Genomic DNA, 21,392 nt, shown 5'->3' with positions numbered 1-21,392 from the left:
TCTCCCCCTCCCGGACCTTGCCAATCGGGGCAAGAGCGGCTAGTCAGAGCGCTCTTTCGCACCCCCTCCGGCTCCGCCGGGGGCTGCTTGCGGGCCCTGCCCGCGCTGCTTGCGAAACACGCGCCCGTAGCTCAGCTGGATAGAGCATCAGACTACGAATCTGAGGGTCGGACGTTCGAATCGTTCCGGGCGCGCCATCATTTCAATGACTTAGCCGAACTGACGACCGGCTTTTTCCTGTCTAGCTACCAAGTAGCAACCACCGTTTGCAAAGTGGATTTTGAGTCCGCTGAGACTGATCTGCCTCGGCAGAAGCGGGTTCATTTTTTTATTTGACATAGCCCCCCATCGAGCGAGCCGGATCAGACTACGAACCGACAAAAGGCGTTTTTCTCTAACGCCCCTCATCGCAGTCGGCGCGCAGCTTTCGATCTGTAGGGGCATCGTTTCCCGAGCCACTCGGTGTCAGCCTTCTCATGGCGCAGAACAATGAACCAGATCTCAGCCTGCTCCCGTCTCGCCAGGGTCCGCAAGGCTCTCAACACCGCGACCCGGTGCTTCTTCTGGATCGCTTCGGTGCGATAGACCAACTTGGGTCGTGTCCCAAGAAGTGGTGTAGCTGATGAGCAAAGTCGCCCGCCCGCGCGCCCTCCGATAGCGCCGTAGCGGGCGGGCGGCTTTGCGGGTGGTCACCGATGATTCGTCGGTAAGGTTTGGATTGCGACAGCCAACCTGATTCGAGGAACCACCGATGACCGACGACATGATGAACTTGCGCGCGCTCGTAGAGAAGACCCCTGATGCCGATCTGTTGCGCGAGATGATCGGCTTTGCCGCCCACCGGCTGATGGAGCTGGAGGTCGAAGGCCTGACCGGAGCCGCTTACGGCGAGAAGAGCCAGGAGCGTCAGGTCCAGCGCAACGGCTACCGCGATCGGAGCTGGGAGACCCGCGCCGGCACGGTCGAGCTGCGTATTCCCAAGCTGCGCAAGGGCTCCTACTTCCCGGGTTTCCTCGAGCCGCGGCGGATGGCCGAGAAGGCACTCACCGCCGTGGTGCAGGAAGCCTACGTGCAGGGCGTCTCAACCCGCTCCGTCGACGATCTGGTGCAGGCGATGGGCATGAGCGGCATCTCCAAGAGCCAGGTGTCGCGGCTGTGCACCGAGATCGACGACAAGGTGAAGGCCTTCCTCAACCGCCCAATCGAGGGCGACTGGCCGTATTTGTGGATCGATGCCACCTACGTAAAGGTGCGCCAGAACGGGCGCATCGTCTCGGTCGCGGTGATCATTGCGGTGGGTGTCAACAGCGACGGCCGGCGCGAGGTGCTCGGCATGGATATCGGCCCGTCCGAGGCCGAGACGTTCTGGACCGCGTTCCTGCGCAAGCTCGCCCGCCGGGGCTTGCGTGGCGTCAAGTTGGTCGTCTCCGACGCCCACGAGGGCATCAAGGCCACCGTCGCCAAGGTGCTCAACGCCACCTGGCAGCGCTGCCGCGTGCACTTCATGCGCAACGCGCTGGCGCATGCCGGCAAGAGCGGACGGCGCGTCGTCTCCGCCTTCATCGCCACCGCGTTTGCCCAGGACGATGCCGAGGCGGCACGCGCGCAATGGCGGCGCATTGCCGATCAGCTGCGTCCCAAACTGCCCAAGCTCGCGGCGTTCCTCGACGAGGCCGAGACCGATGTGCTGGCCTACATGAGCTTCCCAGCCGCGCACCGGGCCAAGCTGCACTCGACCAATCCGCTCGAACGCGTCAACGGCGAGATCAAGCGGCGGACCGAAGTGGTCGGCATCTTCCCGAACGAGGACGCCATCACCCGCCTGATCGGCGCCATCCTGCTCGAACAGAACGACGAGTGGGCGGTTCAACGCGGTCGCTACATGACACTGGAAACCATCGCCCCGTTGGGCGATGATCCCGCCGTCAGCTTCCCGGCAATCGCCAGCTGACCGATCCGGCCCATGCCGGCGAACGCGGTGAACTGCACTCAGCTACACCACGCCACGGGACACGATCCCAACTTGCACAGTTCGGAGGTCGAAAAGGACGCTGCAGGGGCCTCATCGAAAATCTCCTTGAGCCGTGCTCCGACCTTTCCTAGACCCCTGCTCAAGCTATCTGGCCACGAAGTTAAGTGTTTCCCAACCCTCCGTTCTAAAGTGTAGGTTGCGTGGGTCAATTCTTTCTCGCAAGTAGCGGTGACCCACGCGAGGTGCATTGGATAGCGGGGGTGATCATGCGACTGACGTTGGTCGGGGCTGGGAGAACGGTTTCATTCGAGACTATGGAGGCAGCGGGCGAATGGCTACTGGAACAGGCCGGCGTTCGGAATCTGGCTATTGTAAAGCGGAGCGGGACGGTATGGGCGCTCTGTGAGGCGCTGCAGGACGGGACCAAGAAAGCCTTGGTGGAAGTTTCCGCGAGGAGCGAGCCGCAAGTTGCCTCGCTTCTACTTCGGAAGTTCTATCAGGAATGGCGAGCCGTGCTGGGTTTCGAGGAGTTGAGCAAACCTGCTCAGCAGTCGACCACGCGAGTCGAACGTCGCTCTAACCAGCAGCCTTCGTATTTGCTCGACGAGCGGGCCTATATAGCCGCGTTCGGATACTAGTCCGCTACTTGGGGGGCGGTTCGGTTGGAAAAGCAAACATCTGTGTTCGATTTGATCCGGCCTGGAAGTGTCGTTCGTGGACTCGACGCTTCCGGCCCGGCCGAGATCATTCAAGTCGCCAAGTTTGGCCCAGATGCGATCAACATAGCCTTTCGGGTCAATGGTCGGGTCTCTGAACGGCTTCTCTACCGCGGCGAAGATGCGTCTTTCGAATTGGTTGACAGCGGCCGAGCATACGCATTCGATGCTGATGGTGGGTTGCTGCGCTTAGCGTCGGAAGCCTACCGCATCCGGCTCGCTCATTTATTCGATCCCTATCTCGCCGTCAGTGCGTCCCAGATCGAAGCACTCCCTCACCAAATAACGGCTGTGTATGGCGAGATGCTGCCGAGGCAGCCGCTCCGCTTCCTACTCGCGGATGACCCCGGAGCAGGAAAGACCATCATGGCTGGTCTTCTGATCAAGGAGCTGATGATCCGTGGTGACGTGGATCGGTGTCTGATCGTTGCCCCCGGGAGCCTTGTCGAGCAGTGGCAGGAAGAACTCGCTGAAAAGTTTGGGCTCGGGTTCGATCTCCTAACGCGAGATCAGATCGATGCCTCCATCACCGGCAATCCATTTGTCGAGAAAAATCGCCTGATTGTACGGCTGGACATGGCTGCGCGTTCAGACGAGTTGAAAGCCAAGCTGGAGGCGGCTCCAGACTGGGACCTGATCATCTGCGATGAAGCTCATCGCATGGCGGCCTCCTACTTCGGTGGCGAGGTCAAGGAAACCCAACGTTACAAGCTGGGCAGACTGCTCGGAACAAGAGCCCGCAACTTCCTGCTCATGTCGGCGACACCGCACAACGGCAAGGAAGCGGATTTCCAGTTGTTCATGGGGCTTCTCGATGCGGATCGTTTCGAAGGGCGATTCCGCGAAGGTGTCCACAAGGCCGACGTGTCAGACATGATGCGGAGGCTCACCAAGGAGGAGCTATATCGTTTCGATGGCACTCCGCTCTTTCCGGAGCGGCGAGCCTACACAGCAAGTTATGCGTTGTCGCCGGTCGAAGCTGACCTGTATCAGGCAGTCACCACCTACGTTCGCGAGGAGATGAATCGCGCTGATCGAACAGGCGATGACAAGCGCCGATCGAGCGTGGGTTTCGCTCTCCAAATCCTTCAGCGTCGGCTGGCTTCTTCCCCTGCAGCCATTCACAGGTCACTGGAGAGGCGCAGAAAGCGGCTGGAGGAAAGACTGCGGGAAGAGAGGTTGCTGCGACAGCCGGGCGCTACACCCCTCAGCCGGACGCCAGTGCTCCCCTCTTATGATCCCGACGACATTGACGAAGTTCCAGGAGCCGAGGCCGAAGCGGCGGAGGATCAGATCGTCGATCAGGCGACGGCCGCCGCAACGCTGGCCGAGCTTGAAGCTGAGATCGTGATACTTAGGGACCTAGAAGAGCGCGCATTGCGCCTGAAATTGTCCGGCCATGATGCCAAATGGCGTGAACTCGAGTCCATTCTTGATGAGCCCGTGATGCTTGACCGAAGCACGGGCCTCCGTCGGAAGGTGCTTATCTTCACTGAGCCAAAGGACACCCTCGAATATCTGCAGCAGAAGATCGCCGCGCGCATTGGAGATCCGTCTGCCGTCGTAGTGATTCATGGAGGCATTGCGCGTGAGGCGCGGCGGGCTGCAATCGCTGCGTTCAATTCCGATCCGGTGGTTCGCGTCATGATCGCGAACGATGCCGCGGGCGAGGGCGTCAACCTTCAGCGTGGCGCTCACCTGATGGTGAACTACGACCTACCTTGGAATCCTAATCGGCTTGAACAGCGTTTCGGCCGCATTCACCGTATAGGTCAAGCAGAGGTTTGCCATCTTTGGAACTTGTGCGCCGCCAATACGAGAGAAGGCGAAGTCTATCGGCGCCTGCTCGAAAAATTGGAGGAGGCGCGCGCAGCTCTCGGTGGTAAGGTCTACGACGTGCTCGGCGAGCTGTTCGAAGGGCATTCCTTGCGTGATTTGCTTGTCGATGCCATCCGCTACGGCGATCGTCCAGAGAAGAAGGCCGAACTCTTCCGCAAGGTCGATGGCGCGGTGGACGCCGATGCCATCGAGAAGCTCGTAGCCGAGCGGAAGCTTACCTCAGAGGGCATGAATCCGAGTGCGGTGGCTGAAATTCGGGAGCAAATGGAGCGAGCACAGGCGCGTCGACTTCAGCCGCACTTCATAGGCGCGTTCTTTCGTGAAGCGTTCACAATGTTCGGTGGCCGAATTGCAGAGCGTGAGAAGGGGCGCTTTGAGATCCTTCGTGTTCCTTCGATCTTGAAAGAGCGCGACAGGTTGATTGGTCGCTCCGATCCGGTGCTGGACCGATACTCGAGAATTACGTTCGAGAAAGATCTCGTAGTAGGTCAGCCACAGGCTGAACTCGTTGCCCCTGGCCATCCGCTGCTTGAGGCAGTAGTTGACGTGGTGCTCGAACGTTACCAACCGCTCTTGTCTCAAGGGGGTGTGCTGGTCGATGAGACAGATGAAAGCGAGAATGCTCGCCTTCTTGTTTATCTCGAACACGCAATTCGCGATGCAAGGACTAGCAGGTCTGGAGAGCCGCGCGCCGTCTCGCAACGCCTTCAGTTTCTTTTCCTGAAGGAGGAGGGCTCGGCAGTCGATGGAGGCCCCGCGCCCTATCTCGACTTTCGCCCGATCAGGGCAGAGGAACGGTCGGCCGTCGCAGATGTGATCTCTGCGCCTTGGCTGGCAGACGACGTAGAAAACCGGGCACTTAGCTACGCAGTTCGCATTCTCGTCCCCGACCATCTGAGCGAGGTCAAATCGCGGCGACTCGCTGAAATCGACAAGGTCGAGCGTGAGGTTCGCGCCCGGCTGACCAGGGAGATCAATTACTGGGATGCTCGCGCTGCGCGCCTTCGGGAAGAGGAGCGGGCTGGCAAAGAACAGCGTATTAACGCTCAGAATGCCGAGGCGACAGCGGCGCGTCTTGTCGAACGCCTACAGCGGCGTCAGACGGAGCTGGATCGTGAGCGGCAGATCTCTGCATTGCCACCGATCTTGAAGGGCGCTGCGCTCGTCATTCCGGTTGGGCTTCTCCGAGCAAAGTTGGGACATGCGTCTAAAGCCGGTCCGGATGCTTTTCAGGAGGATCCGATCGCCCGCGCGCTAACTGAACGGCTTGCGATGGAGGCAGTGATCGCGGCCGAGCGTGCCCTTGGTCACGAGCCTCGCGATGTCTCAGTCGAAAAGAGAGGATGGGACATTGAGAGTCGAGATCTCAAAGCCGGTCATCTCCGGTTCATCGAAGTGAAGGGGCGGCAAGCAGGGGGCCGCGAAATTATCCTTACCAAGAACGAGATTCTGGCGTCCCTGAATGCGCCCGATGCGTTCATCCTCGCTATTGTGCAGATCGAAGGAGGTTATGCACAGGAGCCGGTCTATGTACGGCGGTTTTTCAACAGGGACCTAGCGTTCGCCGAAATGGCAGTGATGCTGAATGTGCAAGAGCTGCTAACGCTGGGACAGGCGCCTTCCTGAGACGGAGCGCCGGAAATTCTGATGACATCAGATTCGAACGAAAGTTGGGGAATGAAAGGCCTAATTGTTGACGAGCCGTGGATCAGCCTGATTCTTCAGGGCGAGAAGATTTGGGAGATGCGCAAGACCGCTTGTCATCACCGTGGCCGCATTGCGCTCATTCGCAAGGGCAGCGGTCAGGTTGTCGGCACCGCTGCCCTCGTCAACTCCCTGAACCCACTCTTATCAGCGACCGAATACGCCGAGGCTGAACCGAAGCATCGGATTCCTCGGGGCCGTCAAGCCCAGGCGTTCGCGGACGGGTGGCGGACACCCTGGGTCCTGGCCAATGCCCGTCCACTATCCCGTCCCGTTCCCTACAAACATCCATCTGGGGCGGTGATCTGGGTTAATCTGGGGCAGGACGTACTTCGGGCGATTGAGGCCCAGAGTAACCAAGTCGTGGACAAGGTGCGCATTCCGGCGAAACCAGATTCGGTCGAATTGGATGAAGAGGGTGATAGACACCGATCATACTTCCCGCGTGCATTGCCCCCGCTACCGCTGGAAAAGACAGCCAAGTCGCCTCCTCATCCGCGAAGTGCGGTACCGGTCGAGCCGCGCACGGACGTTGCGCGATCGGGGACCAGTCGCATCGTCAAAGTTACAGGCGGTAATATTCGCAACAATCACATTTATGTTCCGCTGGATTTCTTCCCCAGCGACGCGATTGGAGGCGGCAACCGGTCAGAGATAGCTCCGAGGGCAGTCACTATCACCTTCAGTCCTGGGAGTACGATCGAGACCGACATAGACGGTACCAAGCGCATCCTGCGTGCGCGCAGCGCAGTGGCTGACTTCATTTCGCGTGCCGGGCTGAAGGAGGGCGACGCCGTCCGCTTGAGCAGCACTGCTCCCTACTGCTATAAAATCTCGAAAGAAACGAATGCAAGATAAGAGCAACGGTCTTCCTCGCAAGAAGCTTATTGAGGTTTCGATCCCGCTTGAGGAGATCAATAAAGCTTCCACGCACGAGAAGTCGATCCGCCATGGTCATCCCTCAACTTTGCATTTGTGGTGGGCGAGACGGCCTTTAGCGGCATGCCGCGCGGTACTGTTCGCCCAGCTCGTTGATGATCCATCAGCATGGCCGGATCGGTTCCCGACTGAGGCTGCACAAGATGCTGAGAGGCGCCGACTACACAAAGTCATCGCCGACATGGTGCCTTGGGAGGCCTCGAACAACGACACAATCTTGGACGCAGCGCGCTGGGAAATTGCACGCTCCGTAGCGTGGGGTCTGGACGAAGAGCCTCCGCCGAAGGGTGACAGCCAGGCGATCCTCAACTATCTGCAGACGAAGGCGCCACCTGTCTATGATCCGTTCTCTGGTGGCGGCTCGATTCCGCTGGAGGCGCAACGGCTCGGCCTGCGCGCGTTCGGCTCGGACCTCAATCCGGTGGCAGTACTGATCGGTAAGGCTCTGGTAGAGATCCCGCCAAAATTCGCCGGGCTCCCACCGGTCAATCCAAAGGCGCAGGCAGAACTCAAGCGTAGCCAGGCCTGGCACGGGAGGGGCGCACAAGGCCTTGCCGAGGACGTGCGCTACTATGGTCAATGGATGCGCAATGAGGCCGAGAAACGCATCGGGTATCTCTATCCCAAAGCGAAGCTGCCGGATGGTTCCGAAGCAACAGTTGTCGCTTGGCTCTGGGCTCGCACCGTGCGTTCACCTGATCCCGCTGCGAAAGGCGCGATGGTGCCGCTGGTATCCTCGTTCATGGTCTCGACGAAAGCTGGTAAGAAGTCGTGGGCGCAGCCGGTAATCGATCCGAAAGCTGCCGAGGGCTGGCGTTTCGAAGTAGAGACAGGAACCCTTTCAAAGGAAGATGAAAAGCGACGAAGCGAAGGAACGAAAGCGGGTCGCGCGACCTTCCGCTGTGTGCTTACAGGCGCGAATATCAGTGGCGCCTATATCGACGACGAAGCACAGGCCGGTCGCATGGGCGCGCGTTTGATGGCCCTCGTCGCTGAGGGTGCGCGATCGCGCGTATATCTTTCGCCTAACGTTACTCACGAAGAAGCCGCGGAAAAGGCAGATCGCAAGGTCTCGGAAAGCGGAGATGAGATGAATCTTCCGCGGCAAGAATGCCGCGGAACATTCGCTAGTAACGCGCAGGGACGTCGATATTGTTTCAATACATTTGCAGACTACTTCACTTCACGTCAGCTTGTTGCACTGACCACGTTTTCTGATCTGGTTACCGAGGTGCGGGAGCAGGTACTCAGCGATGTTCGTGCGGGCGGCTTTGGTCATAGCTCTTTGTTAGAACAGCATGGCGGCGATGCCACGCCGCTGCATGCCAACGGCAATGGCCCTGAAGCTTATGCGGATGCAATAGCTACGTATCTTGCGTTTGCCTTGAGTAAACTTGCAGATCGCGGATCATCAATATGCACGTGGTTCACAGAACGGGACAGTACCCGCCCGACCTTTGCAAGGCAGGCCATCCCGATGAGTTGGGATTTTGCAGAACTCAATACGCTGCTCGATGGTACGGGAAGCTTTGCCGGCGCGGCCGAGTGGACAGCAGAATCTGTTGAGAACCAGGGTGTTGGGGGCTCAATTGCTGCTATCGCGAACATTGATGCGGCGAAAAATTCCTTTCCAGTGCGGCCCATCGTTATCTCAACGGATCCACCTTACTACGACAATATCGGTTACGCGGACCTTTCCGATTTCTTTTATGTATGGCTCAGGCGTTCGCTATCGCGAACTTGGCCAGATTTGTTCCGCCGTCTGACCACGCCCAAAGCAGAGGAGTTGGTCGCCACACCCTATCGACATGGCGGCAAAGACGAGGCTGAGGCATTCTTCATGCAGGGAATGGGTGAGGCGCTTACTGCTATGCGCAACGCCGCAACCGATGCCGAGCCACTGGCTATCTACTATGCGTTTAAGCAGTCTGAGGTCGCGCAGGACGGGGTGACGTCGGCAGGCTGGGCATCGTTTCTGCAAGCAGTTGTCGATGCCGGGTTGGGAGTCGACGGAACATGGCCGATCCGCACTGAACTAGCTAATCGAATGATCGGTAAGGATGCCAACGCGCTCGCCTCCTCCATTGTCCTTGTCTGCCGCAAACGCACAAGTGAAGCTTCGGTTGTCACTCGGGCTGATTTCGTTCGCGCCTTGAAGCGTGAATTGCCCGAGGCAATTGACGCCATTCGCAAGGCTGGCGTTGGCCCGGTGGACATGCAGCAATCGGTGATCGGTCCTGGCATGGGTATATTCTCGCGTCACGCTAGAGTGCTCGAGGATGACGATAGCGCCATGACTGTGAAGACGGCGCTTACTCTGATTAATCGGGTCTGGGATGAGATAGAGAACGAAGCTGTTGCTTCCTTTGATCCGGAAACTCAGGTCGCATTGGCATGGTTCGAGGCTTACGGATTTGATGCCAAATCATCCGGTGAATTAATCGTTGTCGCCAACGCCAAGGCGGTTCCGCTCAACGCGCTTTTTGAGTCTGGGGTGTTTTTCGATGGCAGAGGGAAGGCCGGCCTGACACCGCGCGCCGATCTGCCTTCCCGTTGGAATCCAACATCAGACAAAACGGTTACGATATGGGAATGCGTGCAGCACACGGCGCGCGTTCTTGCTGCCGAAGATGGAGGTCAGCTTGCCGCAGCCCGGCTGATCCGTTCGATGGGACGGAGGTCGTCGGATGCGCTCACCTTGACTGACCTTCTCTACAAGGTCTCTTCACGCAAGGGGTGGCATAAGGAAGCTTTAGTTTACAACGAGCTTGCCCAGGAATGGCCAAAGCTTGAAGAGCTGGCGCAGGATATCGAAGCGGATCGGCTCCCAGGTGGGCCGGCCCAAGCCAGCTTGCTGTGATCGAACGGGGGAGCCGACATGTCGAGGGATAAGGAAACCCTGCAGCGCGTGCAGGAAGGCCTTTTTCATTTGCAGAAGGCCATTCAGCCCTTCGTGGCCGAACGCATGGAGGCGAAGCTTGGCAAACGCTGGATCATGCACGCGAGCCGGGCGCAGGGATCATCGCCGCTCGATCCGCTCGACACCTATGGTCTGCTCAAGACAATGCTCGACAACTGGCGCGACGTGTTCGACGAAGGTTTTGCCCGCAACGAGAAATTCAAGGTTCGCAATTTTGTATCGACGTCCTTTGAAGCCAGAAACACCACCTCTCATCTGGCGCTGCCGCTGACCGATGCAGAGGCGCTGCGCTACCTCGATGCGATGGTTTGCCTCGCTCGCGCAGTGAAGGGGCCGAAGAGGGAAATCGATGAAATCGCGAACCTTTACGACTCTCAGCGGCGCGAAGGTTTCGCAACTGGCTCCATCGAAGTATCCGAACCGGCAGTCAAGGCGCAGGAGAAGCCCGGAACCCTAAGCCTTGGGCTGGACTCATCGGAAACCTCTGTCGGCGCTTTGCGGCCATGGATCGAAGTGGCCTTTCCGCACACTGACGTGCTGGAGAACCGCTACAAGCAATCCGAGTTTGCTGCCGACCTCGCCGCTGTCGACCTTGGGCATGCGAGTGAGGACTACTCTAAGCCAGACAATTTCTTCCGCATTACTTTTCTGACTGAAGGGCTGCAGCGCGTGCTCCGCACTGCGCTAGAGAGACTTTCGAATACCGGCGGCGACCCGATTCTCGGACTTCAGACTTCGTTCGGTGGTGGCAAAACCCACACAATGCTGGCGCTGTATCACCTCGCAAACGCTACGGATCTGACCCTGCTTCCGGGCGTGCGCGAGCTTGCGGCGGAAATGGGCGTGAAGTCCTGGAAGCCTGTCAGGACGGCGGTCTTTGTTGGGACCGCCAAGGGCATAGACTCTTCACTAGTCATCAATGGAGGCCCGAAGGTTCGAACCCTATGGGGTTTCATCGCTTGGCGGCTTGCTGGCGATGTCGGTCTCAATCTCCTCCGTGAGGCGGAAGCGAACGGCAGCAATCCAGGCTCGGAGCTGATGGTCGAGTTGTTCCGCAAGGCCGGTCCAAGCATCATTTTGCTCGATGAGGTCGTGGCATTTGCGCGCCAGTTGCCCGATGATCGCTTTGAGGCGTTCCTCTCGTTCATCCAATCGTTGACTGAAGCAGTCAAAATGGTGCCGAACGTACTCCTCGTCGGGTCCCTACCTGAGAGTGACGAAGAGGCGGGCGGTGCGACGGGTATTGCGGCGCTTCGTCGACTTGAGAAAGTGTTTGGCCGTGTCGGTTCTCCTTGGTTAGCCGCACATGGAAACGAAACGTACGAGATTGTGCGCCGCCGCCTGTTTCAAGAACTCGACGCGGAAGGCGAGAAGGCGCGCGATGAAACGGTGAGGGCATTTCACGAACTCTATAGGCGCAACCCCGGTGAATTTCCTTCTTTCACCCGTGAGGCAGCCTACAGCGATTTGCTGAAGCTATCCTATCCGATTCACCCCGAATTGTTTGATCGGCTGTCGAGGGACTGGTCCACGCTTGCCAACTTTCAGAAAACACGCGGAGTGCTTCGCTTCATGGCTAACGTAGTGAGCGTGTTGTGGCAGGCTCGTACGCGGGATCCGATGATCTTGCCCGCCCGTATCCCGATCGCCGACCCGCGCATCAAGGCCAGCGTGATCTATCCGCTCGATGCGGCTTTTTCTGCGGTCATTGACGCCGAAGTCGACGGTGAGGGTTCGCGTCCGGCCCGGATGGAGGCCAACACGTCAAGGCGCCTTGCCCAGGCGCGGGCGGCGACGCGCGCTGCACGGGCTGTGTTCTTGTGCTCGGCACCGACAGTTGGCCAGCCAAATGCCGGCGTGACTGGGCAAAACGTGCGGCTCGCTGCTGCGGAGCCTGGTGACCAGCTGGCCATCTTCGGTGAGGCTCTGCGCGAGCTGCACGAAGGTGCAACCTATCTCTATGAAGATGCTGGGCGTTACTGGTTTTCCACACAGCCGACGCTGAATCGCCTAGCTGATGAGAGAGCCAGGTCTTTGCCAGCCCACGAGGTAGATGGCGATATTCTGCGCGTACTGCGGTTGGAGGCAAATCAGAGGAGCGGCTTCAGCAAGATACATGCTGCTCCCGATGAACCCAGCGCAATTGACGAGGCGACGGCGTTGACGCTGATCATTCTGGGGCCTTCATACATCCATGCGAAGGGTGCCACGGTATCGGCAGCCATGGATGTGACCGTTGACGCATTAACCCGGTGCCGGACTACGCAACGCCGCTATCGGAATACACTGATCTTTGTCGCCTCCGACGAAACGGCCTTGAACAGTGCTCGCGATGTAGTGCGCAAGGCGTTGGCATGGAGTTCCATCGAGAACGACAGGGGCACCCAGCAGCAGCTTACACAGGGACAGGCAGCTGACGTCAAAGAGAAGGCGAGAACAAGCCGCGAGGCCGCTGAGCGGGCGATACGCATGGCTTGGACTCATATCCTGTATGCAGAGAAGGACGAGACGGTCCTCGACGGAAAGCCGTTCGAGATCGGACAAGCTACGCTGCTCTCCCGTGAACGCCCGTCGATCACGGCGTCAGTATACGAAAAGGTATCGCCGCGCGGCGACGGCCTGGTCAAGGATACGCTGGGACCTCGCATGTTAATGGGAAAGCTGTCGGCGCTTTGGCCTAGCGACAAGCCGCACATTCCGATCTCGGAAGTTCGAGAATGGTTTGCGGTTTACCCCTATCTGCCAAAGCTGCGCGATCCTGCGGTGCTTGAGAGTGCTATCAGTGAGGGCGTATCCAGCGCCGATCCACAGTTCGCCTATGCGGATCGCTTTGACGAAGCTACGCAGCGTTACGTGGGGCTTGTATGTGGCAGACTCGCCCCGCCAACATTCTCAATGGATGCAGTCATCGTTCGAAAGGAGATTGCCACAGCACAAGCCCCTGCTGGTGAAAAGATCAACGTAGGCCCAGATGGTCCGCCGACGGTAGCGGTTCATGAAGGTGGCGACAGCCGCTCACCAACAACGACTGCACCCCAACGCCCCAAACGATTCTATGGATCTGTTGAGATCGATATGGTCCGGCCCGTGAAGTCGTTCGATGCGATCCTAAATGCTGTCGTGATGGAGCTTCAGCGCACGCCCGGAGCTAAAGTTAGATTGACGCTCGATGTCGAGGCTGTGGCGGACGGGGGCTTTGCTGACGCCGACGTCGGGATTGTCCGAGACAACGCTCGCCAGCTCAAATTCAAGTCGGAGTCCACCGGTTTCGAGGAATGAAAGTGGCGGGACCTGGAATGCGGTAAATGCAAACCAAGTTGCCCACTCCATAAAGGCCGAATTTATTTAAGGGCGATAATTGCCTAAGTTATTGTTTTACAACGAGAAAAAATTCGTCCGAGAATGGGGAAAAATTCAGAAATTCATGAGTTTTGGGTGCTGCTCCTTTGTCGCGCGTCTCCTGGGACAAGTCGTATCAATGAGGTCATTGATGCCCAGACATGATGGTTGGGGATGATCGAGAACTGGGAGTCCTTTTCGAAATAGAACTGTGCGAGTCCGGAGAGCCATTCGTGTGTTAGGGGTATACGGGCGTTCGGGTTGTGAAATATCTGCAACTCGTCGGACCAACCTTCGACATAGGATGGATCGGCGACATCTTCCGAAAACCAAATGCCTCTTGTGGCATTTGGATCCGGATCGAAACGGAAACCCATTCGAAAGTACTTGTGCTCCGGTGCTGCGAAGCCCGCGACCACGCCCATGCGATCAAATTTGGCGATCGTTCCGGCATTGGAAAAGAGAACAGCCGAAACGTTCTCAGCCCCGGGCTGGTCAAAAAAACCAGAAGGGATGCTCTTGGTGCCGAAGGTGTGGGACGAATTTTTCACCGCCCGCGTAATGAGCTGGCCATCTTTCATTTCCCATTCTACGCGGTGACCATAGAGGTAGGGCCATAGAGCAGAGTGCGTGAATGTCATCGAGCCGAGCTGGTCCTGTTCCGCCTGTTTGTGGAAGTCCGCCACAGCAAGAACAAAGGGCTTATCTTTAGTTTCTTCGCGCTCCCAATAATGACGTCCTTGAGCGTCCGTCTTGTTGAGCTTGCTCATCAAGGATGACCCGAATTTCATGGGCATGTAGTTCGCCAGGAAATCCTTCACTTCCTCGGGGGTCTGAGGGTTGGGATGGGCTGCCAGAGGGCCTGTCTGCGAAGGAGAGACTGTGGTCGCTTCGACAGTGAAAGCGATTCCTGGAGCACTGCAGGCAAAGTCGGGCGCCTCCAGTTGCTTGACATCAAAACCAAGTTCACGGAATGCCGCCCAAAGGTAAAGCTCCCACAATCGTTGATCAAAGTGTTGGCATTGAAATTCCTGCACGAAATGCGGGTCGGATGGCGCCAACCACGGACCAATCTCCCTGACAGCGGCTCGTGCCGGTGCCCGGCCGGCGGTGTCCGTGAGCTGCCGAAAATAAGGATGAAGCTTGGCCGGATCGATTTCAGGTGACACTCTCAAGAGGTCGAAAGGTTCGTTTGGCTCATCTCCCTGAGAACCCAGCTCGGCGAGATTCTCCGTCCTGAGCGTAGAAGCTATCGCGCTGCGCAGGCCAACTGTTGCGTAGTCCTCGCTCCTCTTGCTGTGCTCCATTTTCACCCAACGGAATCGGCCGGCCCGATCCCTAGCTAAGAGTATCCAGCCATAGTCATCATCCTGCCTATCGCGGAATACGAGGCCGATAATCTGCTCATCAAGATCGGACCAACATGAAAGCTCCTGGGCCAAGACACGCGCCATCGAGTGCCGCGTTCCCAACGTGTACAGATCGAAGCGAGCACGGCTTAGCCGCTTGCTCAAGAGGCTGTCCTCTTGCCGCTGCTTCTTCTTTCGCTTGCCCTCTCCCATTGATTGCTCCTGAATGCGGATGATCGACTCGCTCGTCAGCATAAATCGGTGGCGCACGGCAGTCGTCGCCTCGCGGGTCCGCAGCTCGACAGCCGACGGCGGACGCAAGAAGCAAGCGCTTCCTGCTGCATGCGATGCTCTGGGCGACACCAGGGGAGACCGCCCCCGAGATAAGTCTGCACTGGGGTCATGGATTGTCCCGGTGTCCCACCGCTAAGGACGGGGACAGCGGGACGGCAGTGCTCTGCCTCGGCAATGTAGGCTCGCATCGCGATGAGAGATCGAAACGGCAGCTCGTTTGCTAAGCGACCCACTTCTGGCGCCAATAGCTAATACCTTCACCGCTTCGAACATCCCCGATCACTTGTCCCAATTCGTCGGCAACATGGGGCTGCGCGTATCATCGGTATCGTTCCATGCGTGGCAGAGTTTCTCAAAGGTCTGTTTTGCCGCATCCGCCGCCTCGGGCCTCACGGATAAAGGAGGCTCCCAGTTCGAGTTCCAGATGCCGTTGAGCTGAAAAGCTTCAGCGATGGCGTTTGGATGATCGGTGAGATTCCATTCAGTATTGAGAAAAATGATCCCGGCGATAGACGGATGATCGCGCAAGATTCCAGCGCGCTCCAGCCGACCGAGATTTTTGATCTCGTTGCCCCATTCCTCAAAGAAATAGAATGGCTCTCCAACGAGGTGTGCTGCGACCGCAAACAGTTGACCGCTCGCGGCCTGCACCTGATGCGGCCAGGGAATGGCCTTACGCAAGTCGTTTGCGCGCTGATGGAGCGCAGAACGCACTGCCGATACGACCAGGAATGTGGGCAAAGCTTCATACTGCCCGGTCTTTACGTTGCCGTCGATCTTCTTCATGATTTGCTCGACGACCTCGAGTCTGTCTTTCGCCTTGCCGTGTGGCGAGATCGAGCCGGCAACAATGCCGACTCCGTGTTGACGGGCGAGTTCATGCGCGCGGAGTTTGGCCTCCAATCCCTCTTCCATCGTTTGATCGTAGGTCGCTTTAGGATCCGCAACATCGATGGTCTTCACCTCGAATCCGACCACCGGCTCGGCTTCGGTCCTGAAATCGGGAGTCTTCCCCTTGTCAGCGCCTGCCTGGATTGAGCGAAGCCGCACGCCCCGCATTTGCGCGACGAGATAGAACACTGCCTCGTAGTACGTCTCGAACAGCATGCTAAAGTTCTTGTGGTCTTGTAGTCCTTTCCAAGCCGTCATCGCGGCGCGCAGCTTGCCGCGAATGTCGGCAAGAGAAGCGTCCTGGTCGGCGCCATCATCGATGGCGTCGAGAACCGGGAGAGAGATGTGATGAGCCGTGAAATTTCCGCCGTACTCATTGAGCGTCTGCACAAGCGGAAGCAACGTGTCGTAAAGTCTAGCCATACTGAAGCTCTCTGCGAAGTCGTGGTACCGTCGAGCTGTTTGTCTCCCCGTGTGGGTCCTGTCCCACCGTCCCGCGCGCAAGCAGCGGGACAGGCGGGACAATCCCGAGAGTGTTACCCGATGTTCGATTTCCTTGGTACGTTGAGCCGAATAGCCTTGACCAGACCGCCCCGCCGAACGACTACAACCTCAGGGCTCCTGGATGCGGAGTGTTTCGTTGATCAGGTGCGGAGGTATTTGGTGGTTGTTCAGGTTCGGTGCCAATCCAAATCAATGTGTTGTTCGGACCACTGTCGTCAGCAGACTTCTTACTGAGCGCCTTCCCGGCCTGATATAAATCTCCAAGGTTCTTCCCAATTGACATCAACTTTTGGATCGCAGCAATGCGGGCGTTGTGATCCCTTATGGCGGCAGCCTCCTTCCGCATTTCGTTGGCGGAGGTCACGGTAGCTTGGATATCGTTCTTCATCTTCACTTGAAGATCGCCGATCGCTGAAGGGCTTGACGCTGCTACTGGAACATTCCAAATGCGATCTAGCGCCTCCCGCGCTTCAGTGAAGGTTTTCAGATCTCGCTCTGCGCTGGCGATCTCCGCGTCATAACGCTTTAATGCCGCATCCGCAGCTCGCACACGATCCCATAATGCTGGCTGCAGTTCTTGAGATAGATCGTACCAACTCATCGGCAGAGAGTGCCCTTCGAAGAGCACAACTATGTTGAGGGGCACGTTTCCGAGTTCCCTCCCTATTCTATCTGCGACCTCGCGTGCAGTTGCTTCCGTTGTCGCGTAGGCTTCCCGCGTGCGAGTGAGGTCATCGCGCTGCCGTTCGAGTGCATGAATTTCATTTCTTCGAACGTCGACCGCTTGCTGCATCTTGCGAAGCTCCGCGCTGCCGGAAATGACCGTCGTCTCGCCCGCGGTAGCAAATCTCCGCAAACTGGGGCGGCTCATAAGCGGCTCTAATTGAGCGGGGCTTAACTTATCCAGCTTTTCAATATCGACGCGAACTCGCTCCACGTCTTTGTAGTCAAGAAACGATTTGGATGGTTTTGTTTGATCGCTCAACCATTTCGAAACACCAGAAAAGAACTGCACGATGCGCGACGATTCAGGCGTATGCTTGTTCAGCTCCGCCAAAATCGAGACAGCGCTATCGACAATCTTCTTCCCGATTGCCCCCGTTCCGTCCGTCGTTCGTTGCTGCTCTTTGGCTGATGCCGTTGGAGCGAGAACCATCAAGAACAGAATGACTAAAATGTGCCTGTACACGTCACGCCCTCAATATTGAACTGATCCGTTTGCAACGTTCTAAATCCGCGGAGGCAACAGCTTGAATTGACAGAAGGCGACTCTCTTCAGCGACGTAGCTGTCATAGAGCTGAATAGCATTTAAGAAAGCATCGAGTTCGCCTGGGGGCAGGCCCGTCTTTTCGTCGATGAACACCGATCTGCATCCAGCGATTTTTCCCGGATCATCAGATTTGGAATCTGGAAGGGTGCTCCAATTTTCGCCGCTGTGCTTTATGCGCGACACATGTCTCACCCACGTAAAGCGTTCCCACTGATCAGAAGGGATGTTATCTAGTTCGTAGAAGGACTTTCCGCCGTAGAAGACCTTTCTTCGCAGCTTGAATTTGGATCTAATGACATTTGTGTATACATCAACATTGACGGAGTAGGTGCAGAACTCGGATGCATAGTCACCCTTACCACGAGTAACGCAGAAAGAGCTGGTGTTACTGGTTGCCTTCTCGCCTCCAGCATGCATGGTGCACACCTGCCGTACATCCTCAATTTCTTGGCCAACATCTTGTCGCTTCGCATCGAAGTCCTCCGGCAAGATCCGCAGTACCTTATTGTGATTACGCAGGGCCGAGGTGGCTTGTTGATACGTCGCCGGATTAGGAAAGTTGGCTTTGATGCCGCGAGCTGTCATCCGTTCTAGTGAGGCCCGCAAATATGTGCTTGCGTCCACCAGCCTTGAACGAACCTCGTTCAGGGTCTGCTTGCCGGCCTTCTTCGCGACAGCGTCGATCGAGTTCAGAACGTTATGTGCGGCCAATGCGACGTTGGGCGCGGGCAAGGCATAAGAGGATGCGTGATCAAGTCGGGCCGCCAGCTCGTAAGCACCGTTAGGGCCGTTGATGCGCGCAACGATATCTTTCGGAGTCCCGTGATCGAAAGCGTCGGCCAAAGTACTGCATAGTAACGCGGAGTCGGACAGATGCTGGGCTGCTATTACTTCGGTTGGTATCTTGCCAAGCTTCTCAACGATTAGTTTTACGTCAGTGGCGAGATCAGATACTGCCTGCAGGATCGTTAGTTGATTGCGGAGAAGCTGGTCGAGCTTCACATGGAGAGCATTCAGCTCGTTTTCGAAATCACCGCTCTTCTTGAAAAACTCCAGAGCGCTTGAGCCGACGTTGGATGCCGCAGAGACAACTGCCATCACGGTCATCGGCTCAACCGCGTAAGCTCGTCTCGTCGGGTAACCAAGTAGTGTTAAGGCGCTAATGAGGAACGTTCGACGGTCGAACTGCATGCCACCCCCCTGCCAAACCGACGGTAGAATTTAACACTACTGCACGCTTAGAGTTCAAGTGTGAAATAGCAGCGGAGATAGTCGCGCAAATATGTCCCTGCGCTCTGGCGGCTGTCTTTCAGTGGCGGGGGCTTCGGTCCTGTCCCACTGTCCCACACGCAGGCAGCGGGACAGTGGGACAGTTTAGACGCCGTGTTACTCCTTGTTCAGTTTTCTCGCTTCTTTGAGGCGCCGGCCAACGACCGACTTAGATTTGCCCATCATCTCCGCGATCTCACGAACGGATTTTCCTTCTTGGGACAACGTCAACATCTGATCCAATTCCTCCTCATCCTCTTCTCCGAGATCGCGGCAGACCCATGCCGAAGCTCCACCCTCCGTCTGAACCAGCCTCGCTTCGAAGCCCAACGCTTTCTCCCCGAAGATGCCGCGCGCTTTCTCCAGATGGACCTCGAACCGAGCGCCCTCCGACGGATCGTAGTCGTCCGGGTGCTTGAGTTTGATGACCGTATCCAGGACATCCTCTCGCTTCGAGGTACCGCGAGCATTGCCGTTCCGCGCAGCATGGTGGACCAGGAGCACGGTGATGTCCCGGCGGCGCAGCTGCAAGAGCCACTCCTGCATAGAGACCCAAGACTCAGCATCGTTCTCGGGACCGCCGTTCATTAAGGTGGAGAGATTGTCCAACACCAAGAATGCTACATCCTCTAGGTGGCGGTCCAAGAAGCCCTGGTGCTTGGGGTTGGCCAGGTTGAGCGAAAAGCCGAGTTCCTGTCGATCCATGCAGAGCAGCCTGAAAGCGCCGTCTTCCGGCTGTTTCTCAGATGCATCCATCAACGCTGACAGGCGCTCCTGCAGCGCTTGCTGGGGCATTTCGCCGTCGACGTACAGCACGTTCCTGGGCTTCTCCGCGTGCCATCGGAGAAACTCCCCACCGCAGCTAACTGCATACGCCATCCCGAGTGCCGTGTGTGTCTTGCCGATGCCACGCCCTGCAAACAACATCCCCAGCCCCTTCTGAGGCAGGATCGGATCCAGGATCATCTTCCGCGGGGGGAGCTTCAGTCGGGCGAACTGTCGGAGGCAGATCGTCTGAAGGCGGGGTGCTTTCCGTTCAGCGCCTTCGTGCACCGTCTCGTCATCACGCGACTGATCCGGATCGGCGTCGCAGTCCATCATCATCTCGTCGAACATCTCTCGCAACCTCTCGGAGCCTTCGCTCATCAGAATTTCGTTGGCATCTTGCTTGATCATTTTTGGACCGGTCCCTCCGAATTGCGGATGGCGGGCCACCGCCCCAGCTCTACGTGAAACCCGTGAGCCCGCAGCGCTGCGGCAAGCTCAGTGGCGTGCTTCAATCCGGCATCGTCGTTGTCGGGGACGATGCAGATAGAGTCGACGTAGCGCGGTACGGCCGCTGCGAGCTTCGGTAGGCGAGACGCCGCTCCTGCAGCCCAGGTTCCGAGCCCCGTAGCTGCATGCCAGGACAGCGCGTCCTCGATGCCCTCTGCGATCGCCAATCCCAGCAGGTCATTCGGCGGCGCGACGATGATCGGAGAGCCCGTGCTGCTGCCGATCATGACCTTGTCGCTCTCGGTGCCTGCTTTCCCGGTGCCATCAGCGCGGATGCGCGTCAGGTGGACGCCGGCAACTTCACCCGGTGCTATCTCAAGCACTCCAGGCTCATTCTCCCGCGCCATGCCGAAAGCGGCGATCATGGCTGCCGGATATCGGCCCCTCGGCTTCAGATACCGCACTGTCGACGGCAGTTCGCCCGAATAGCTCCGCGCAACCCGCAGGTAGGTCTCAGCCGGAGACCCGGCGATTGGTGCCGCCTGTTTCCAGAGCCATCGGGCCTTCTCCAACTGCTTCGCTGAGCGGTTGTCGCCGGGCACATGCCGTTGTCCGCCCACGCGACCAGGAGCCGATTGGGTCTGCAGCCGACGCGGACGGTGCTTGGCGATACCGAATGCCGGCAAGCCGAGCGCGCGCCGCACGTAATCCTTGCAGACGATCGGATCGTCGCCTGCAAAGGAATGGACCAAGAAACCGTCTGCCGCGTCCGGTTCGAGCTTGACGCTGAGAGACCGATCCTTGCGTGAATGACCGGGGCCCGGTGCTTGCACTCGGTTCCGGCCGACCACGTCACCGCCGAGGGCGCGAGCGACGGCATGGGCATCGACCAGCGCTCGGTGGTTTCCGGCTTGACCCCTCTCAGACATTGCAAGCTCCCCGATCGGACGTGGAGGTACGCGCGTTGTTGTCGAGCCACTGGTCTACGTCGCTGCGGCGGTAAAGGACTCGCCTGCCCGCTTTGAGGTAGGCCGGGCCGCATCCTTCGACGCGCCACCGTTCGAGCGTGCGTTCCGAGACGGCGAGGATGTGGGCCAGTTGTTGTTGGGGAAGTAGGTCTGTTGTCATTCGTGCCTCTTGCAGTGAATTTCTGCGAGGCTTCTGTCACGG

General features: G+C 58.0%; 13 protein-coding genes and 1 tRNA gene. 7 read left to right on the top strand and 7 right to left on the bottom strand.

Going from position 1 to position 21,392, the window contains the following annotated elements; genetic code table 11:
* Positions 1-120 precede the first annotated feature (120 nt).
* The 7 genes from BDOA9_RS03080 (at position 121) to BDOA9_RS03050 (ending at position 13,369) form a co-directional block, all read left to right on the top strand.
* Positions 121-197: transfer RNA gene (locus tag BDOA9_RS03080), tRNA-Arg, on the top strand.
* 554 nt (positions 198-751) lie between these two features.
* Positions 752-1,951, top strand: coding sequence for an IS256 family transposase (locus BDOA9_RS03075; RefSeq protein WP_025032487.1), 1,200 nt, complete (start codon positions 752-754; stop codon positions 1,949-1,951).
* Between the two features lie 281 nt (positions 1,952-2,232).
* Complete coding sequence (locus BDOA9_RS03070; RefSeq protein WP_152033100.1) at positions 2,233-2,610, top strand: hypothetical protein; 378 nt, start codon at positions 2,233-2,235, stop codon at positions 2,608-2,610.
* 24 nt (positions 2,611-2,634) lie between these two features.
* The gene (locus tag BDOA9_RS03065) at positions 2,635-6,153 is read left to right on the top strand and encodes a protein NO VEIN domain-containing protein (RefSeq protein WP_244521449.1); all 3,519 of its coding nucleotides are present in this window, start codon (positions 2,635-2,637) and stop codon (positions 6,151-6,153) included.
* Between the two features lie 21 nt (positions 6,154-6,174).
* Entirely contained in the window at positions 6,175-7,089 is a 915-nt protein-coding gene (locus BDOA9_RS37645; RefSeq protein ID WP_210183834.1) for an ASCH domain-containing protein, read from the top strand.
* Positions 7,079-10,030: a DUF1156 domain-containing protein gene (locus BDOA9_RS03055; protein ID WP_025032483.1), complete on the top strand. Its 2,952-nt coding sequence runs from the start codon at positions 7,079-7,081 to the stop codon at positions 10,028-10,030. Before BDOA9_RS37645 ends, BDOA9_RS03055 begins: the two co-directional genes overlap by 11 nt.
* Before the next feature lie 18 nt (positions 10,031-10,048).
* Positions 10,049-13,369 (top strand): DUF499 domain-containing protein, encoded by a 3,321-nt coding sequence (locus BDOA9_RS03050; protein ID WP_025032482.1) that lies wholly within the window; start codon positions 10,049-10,051, stop codon positions 13,367-13,369.
* A 143-nt stretch (positions 13,370-13,512) separates the two neighbouring features.
* Here the strand turns inward: BDOA9_RS03050 and BDOA9_RS39365 are convergent, their stop codons facing one another.
* The 7 genes from BDOA9_RS39365 to BDOA9_RS03015 form a co-directional block, all read right to left on the bottom strand.
* On the bottom strand, positions 13,513-15,099 hold the full coding sequence (locus BDOA9_RS39365) for a hypothetical protein (protein ID WP_025032481.1): 1,587 nt from the start codon (positions 15,097-15,099) through the stop codon (positions 13,513-13,515).
* Between the two features lie 252 nt (positions 15,100-15,351).
* On the bottom strand, positions 15,352-16,386 hold the full coding sequence (locus BDOA9_RS03040; protein WP_025032480.1) for a hypothetical protein: 1,035 nt from the start codon (positions 16,384-16,386) through the stop codon (positions 15,352-15,354).
* 181 nt (positions 16,387-16,567) lie between these two features.
* Positions 16,568-17,656 carry a hypothetical protein gene (locus BDOA9_RS03035; RefSeq protein ID WP_025032479.1) on the bottom strand — a complete coding sequence of 363 codons (1,089 nt, stop codon included), beginning with the start codon at positions 17,654-17,656 and terminating at the stop codon, positions 16,568-16,570.
* A 1-nt stretch (position 17,657) separates the two neighbouring features.
* A complete protein-coding gene (locus BDOA9_RS03030) occupies positions 17,658-18,929 on the bottom strand; it encodes a hypothetical protein (RefSeq protein WP_025032478.1) in 1,272 nt (423 codons plus the stop codon).
* Positions 18,930-19,124: 195 nt separating this feature from the next.
* Positions 19,125-20,183 carry an AAA family ATPase gene (locus BDOA9_RS03025; RefSeq protein ID WP_025032477.1) on the bottom strand — a complete coding sequence of 353 codons (1,059 nt, stop codon included), beginning with the start codon at positions 20,181-20,183 and terminating at the stop codon, positions 19,125-19,127.
* Positions 20,180-21,151 carry a toprim domain-containing protein gene (locus BDOA9_RS03020; RefSeq protein WP_025032476.1) on the bottom strand — a complete coding sequence of 324 codons (972 nt, stop codon included), beginning with the start codon at positions 21,149-21,151 and terminating at the stop codon, positions 20,180-20,182. Before BDOA9_RS03020 ends, BDOA9_RS03025 begins: the two co-directional genes overlap by 4 nt.
* Positions 21,144-21,350: a helix-turn-helix transcriptional regulator gene (locus tag BDOA9_RS03015; protein WP_025032475.1), complete on the bottom strand. Its 207-nt coding sequence runs from the start codon at positions 21,348-21,350 to the stop codon at positions 21,144-21,146. Before BDOA9_RS03015 ends, BDOA9_RS03020 begins: the two co-directional genes overlap by 8 nt.
* Positions 21,351-21,392: the final 42 nt, after the last annotated feature.

This window comes from Bradyrhizobium sp. DOA9, from assembly GCF_000617845.2.
Taxonomy (GTDB): domain Bacteria; phylum Pseudomonadota; class Alphaproteobacteria; order Rhizobiales; family Xanthobacteraceae; genus Bradyrhizobium.
The sequence above is the reverse complement of the archived record's forward strand: the minus strand, read 5'-3'. Positions and strand labels throughout refer to the sequence as shown.

What these genes read in the sequence shown, in the direction of transcription:
- BDOA9_RS03075 (WP_025032487.1), top strand. Translation starts at nt 752, where the DNA reads ATGACCGACGACATGATGAACTTGCGCGCGCTCGTAGAGAAGACCCCT.
- BDOA9_RS37645 (WP_210183834.1), top strand. Translation starts at nt 6,175, where the DNA reads ATGACATCAGATTCGAACGAAAGTTGGGGAATGAAAGGCCTAATTGTT.
- BDOA9_RS03055 (WP_025032483.1), top strand. Translation starts at nt 7,079, where the DNA reads ATGCAAGATAAGAGCAACGGTCTTCCTCGCAAGAAGCTTATTGAGGTT.
- BDOA9_RS03050 (WP_025032482.1), top strand. Translation starts at nt 10,049, where the DNA reads ATGTCGAGGGATAAGGAAACCCTGCAGCGCGTGCAGGAAGGCCTTTTT.
- BDOA9_RS03040 (WP_025032480.1), bottom strand. Translation starts at nt 16,386, where the DNA reads ATGGCTAGACTTTACGACACGTTGCTTCCGCTTGTGCAGACGCTCAAT.
- BDOA9_RS03030 (WP_025032478.1), bottom strand. Translation starts at nt 18,929, where the DNA reads ATGCAGTTCGACCGTCGAACGTTCCTCATTAGCGCCTTAACACTACTT.
- BDOA9_RS03025 (WP_025032477.1), bottom strand. Translation starts at nt 20,183, where the DNA reads ATGATCAAGCAAGATGCCAACGAAATTCTGATGAGCGAAGGCTCCGAG.
- BDOA9_RS03020 (WP_025032476.1), bottom strand. Translation starts at nt 21,151, where the DNA reads ATGTCTGAGAGGGGTCAAGCCGGAAACCACCGAGCGCTGGTCGATGCC.
- BDOA9_RS03015 (WP_025032475.1), bottom strand. Translation starts at nt 21,350, where the DNA reads ATGACAACAGACCTACTTCCCCAACAACAACTGGCCCACATCCTCGCC.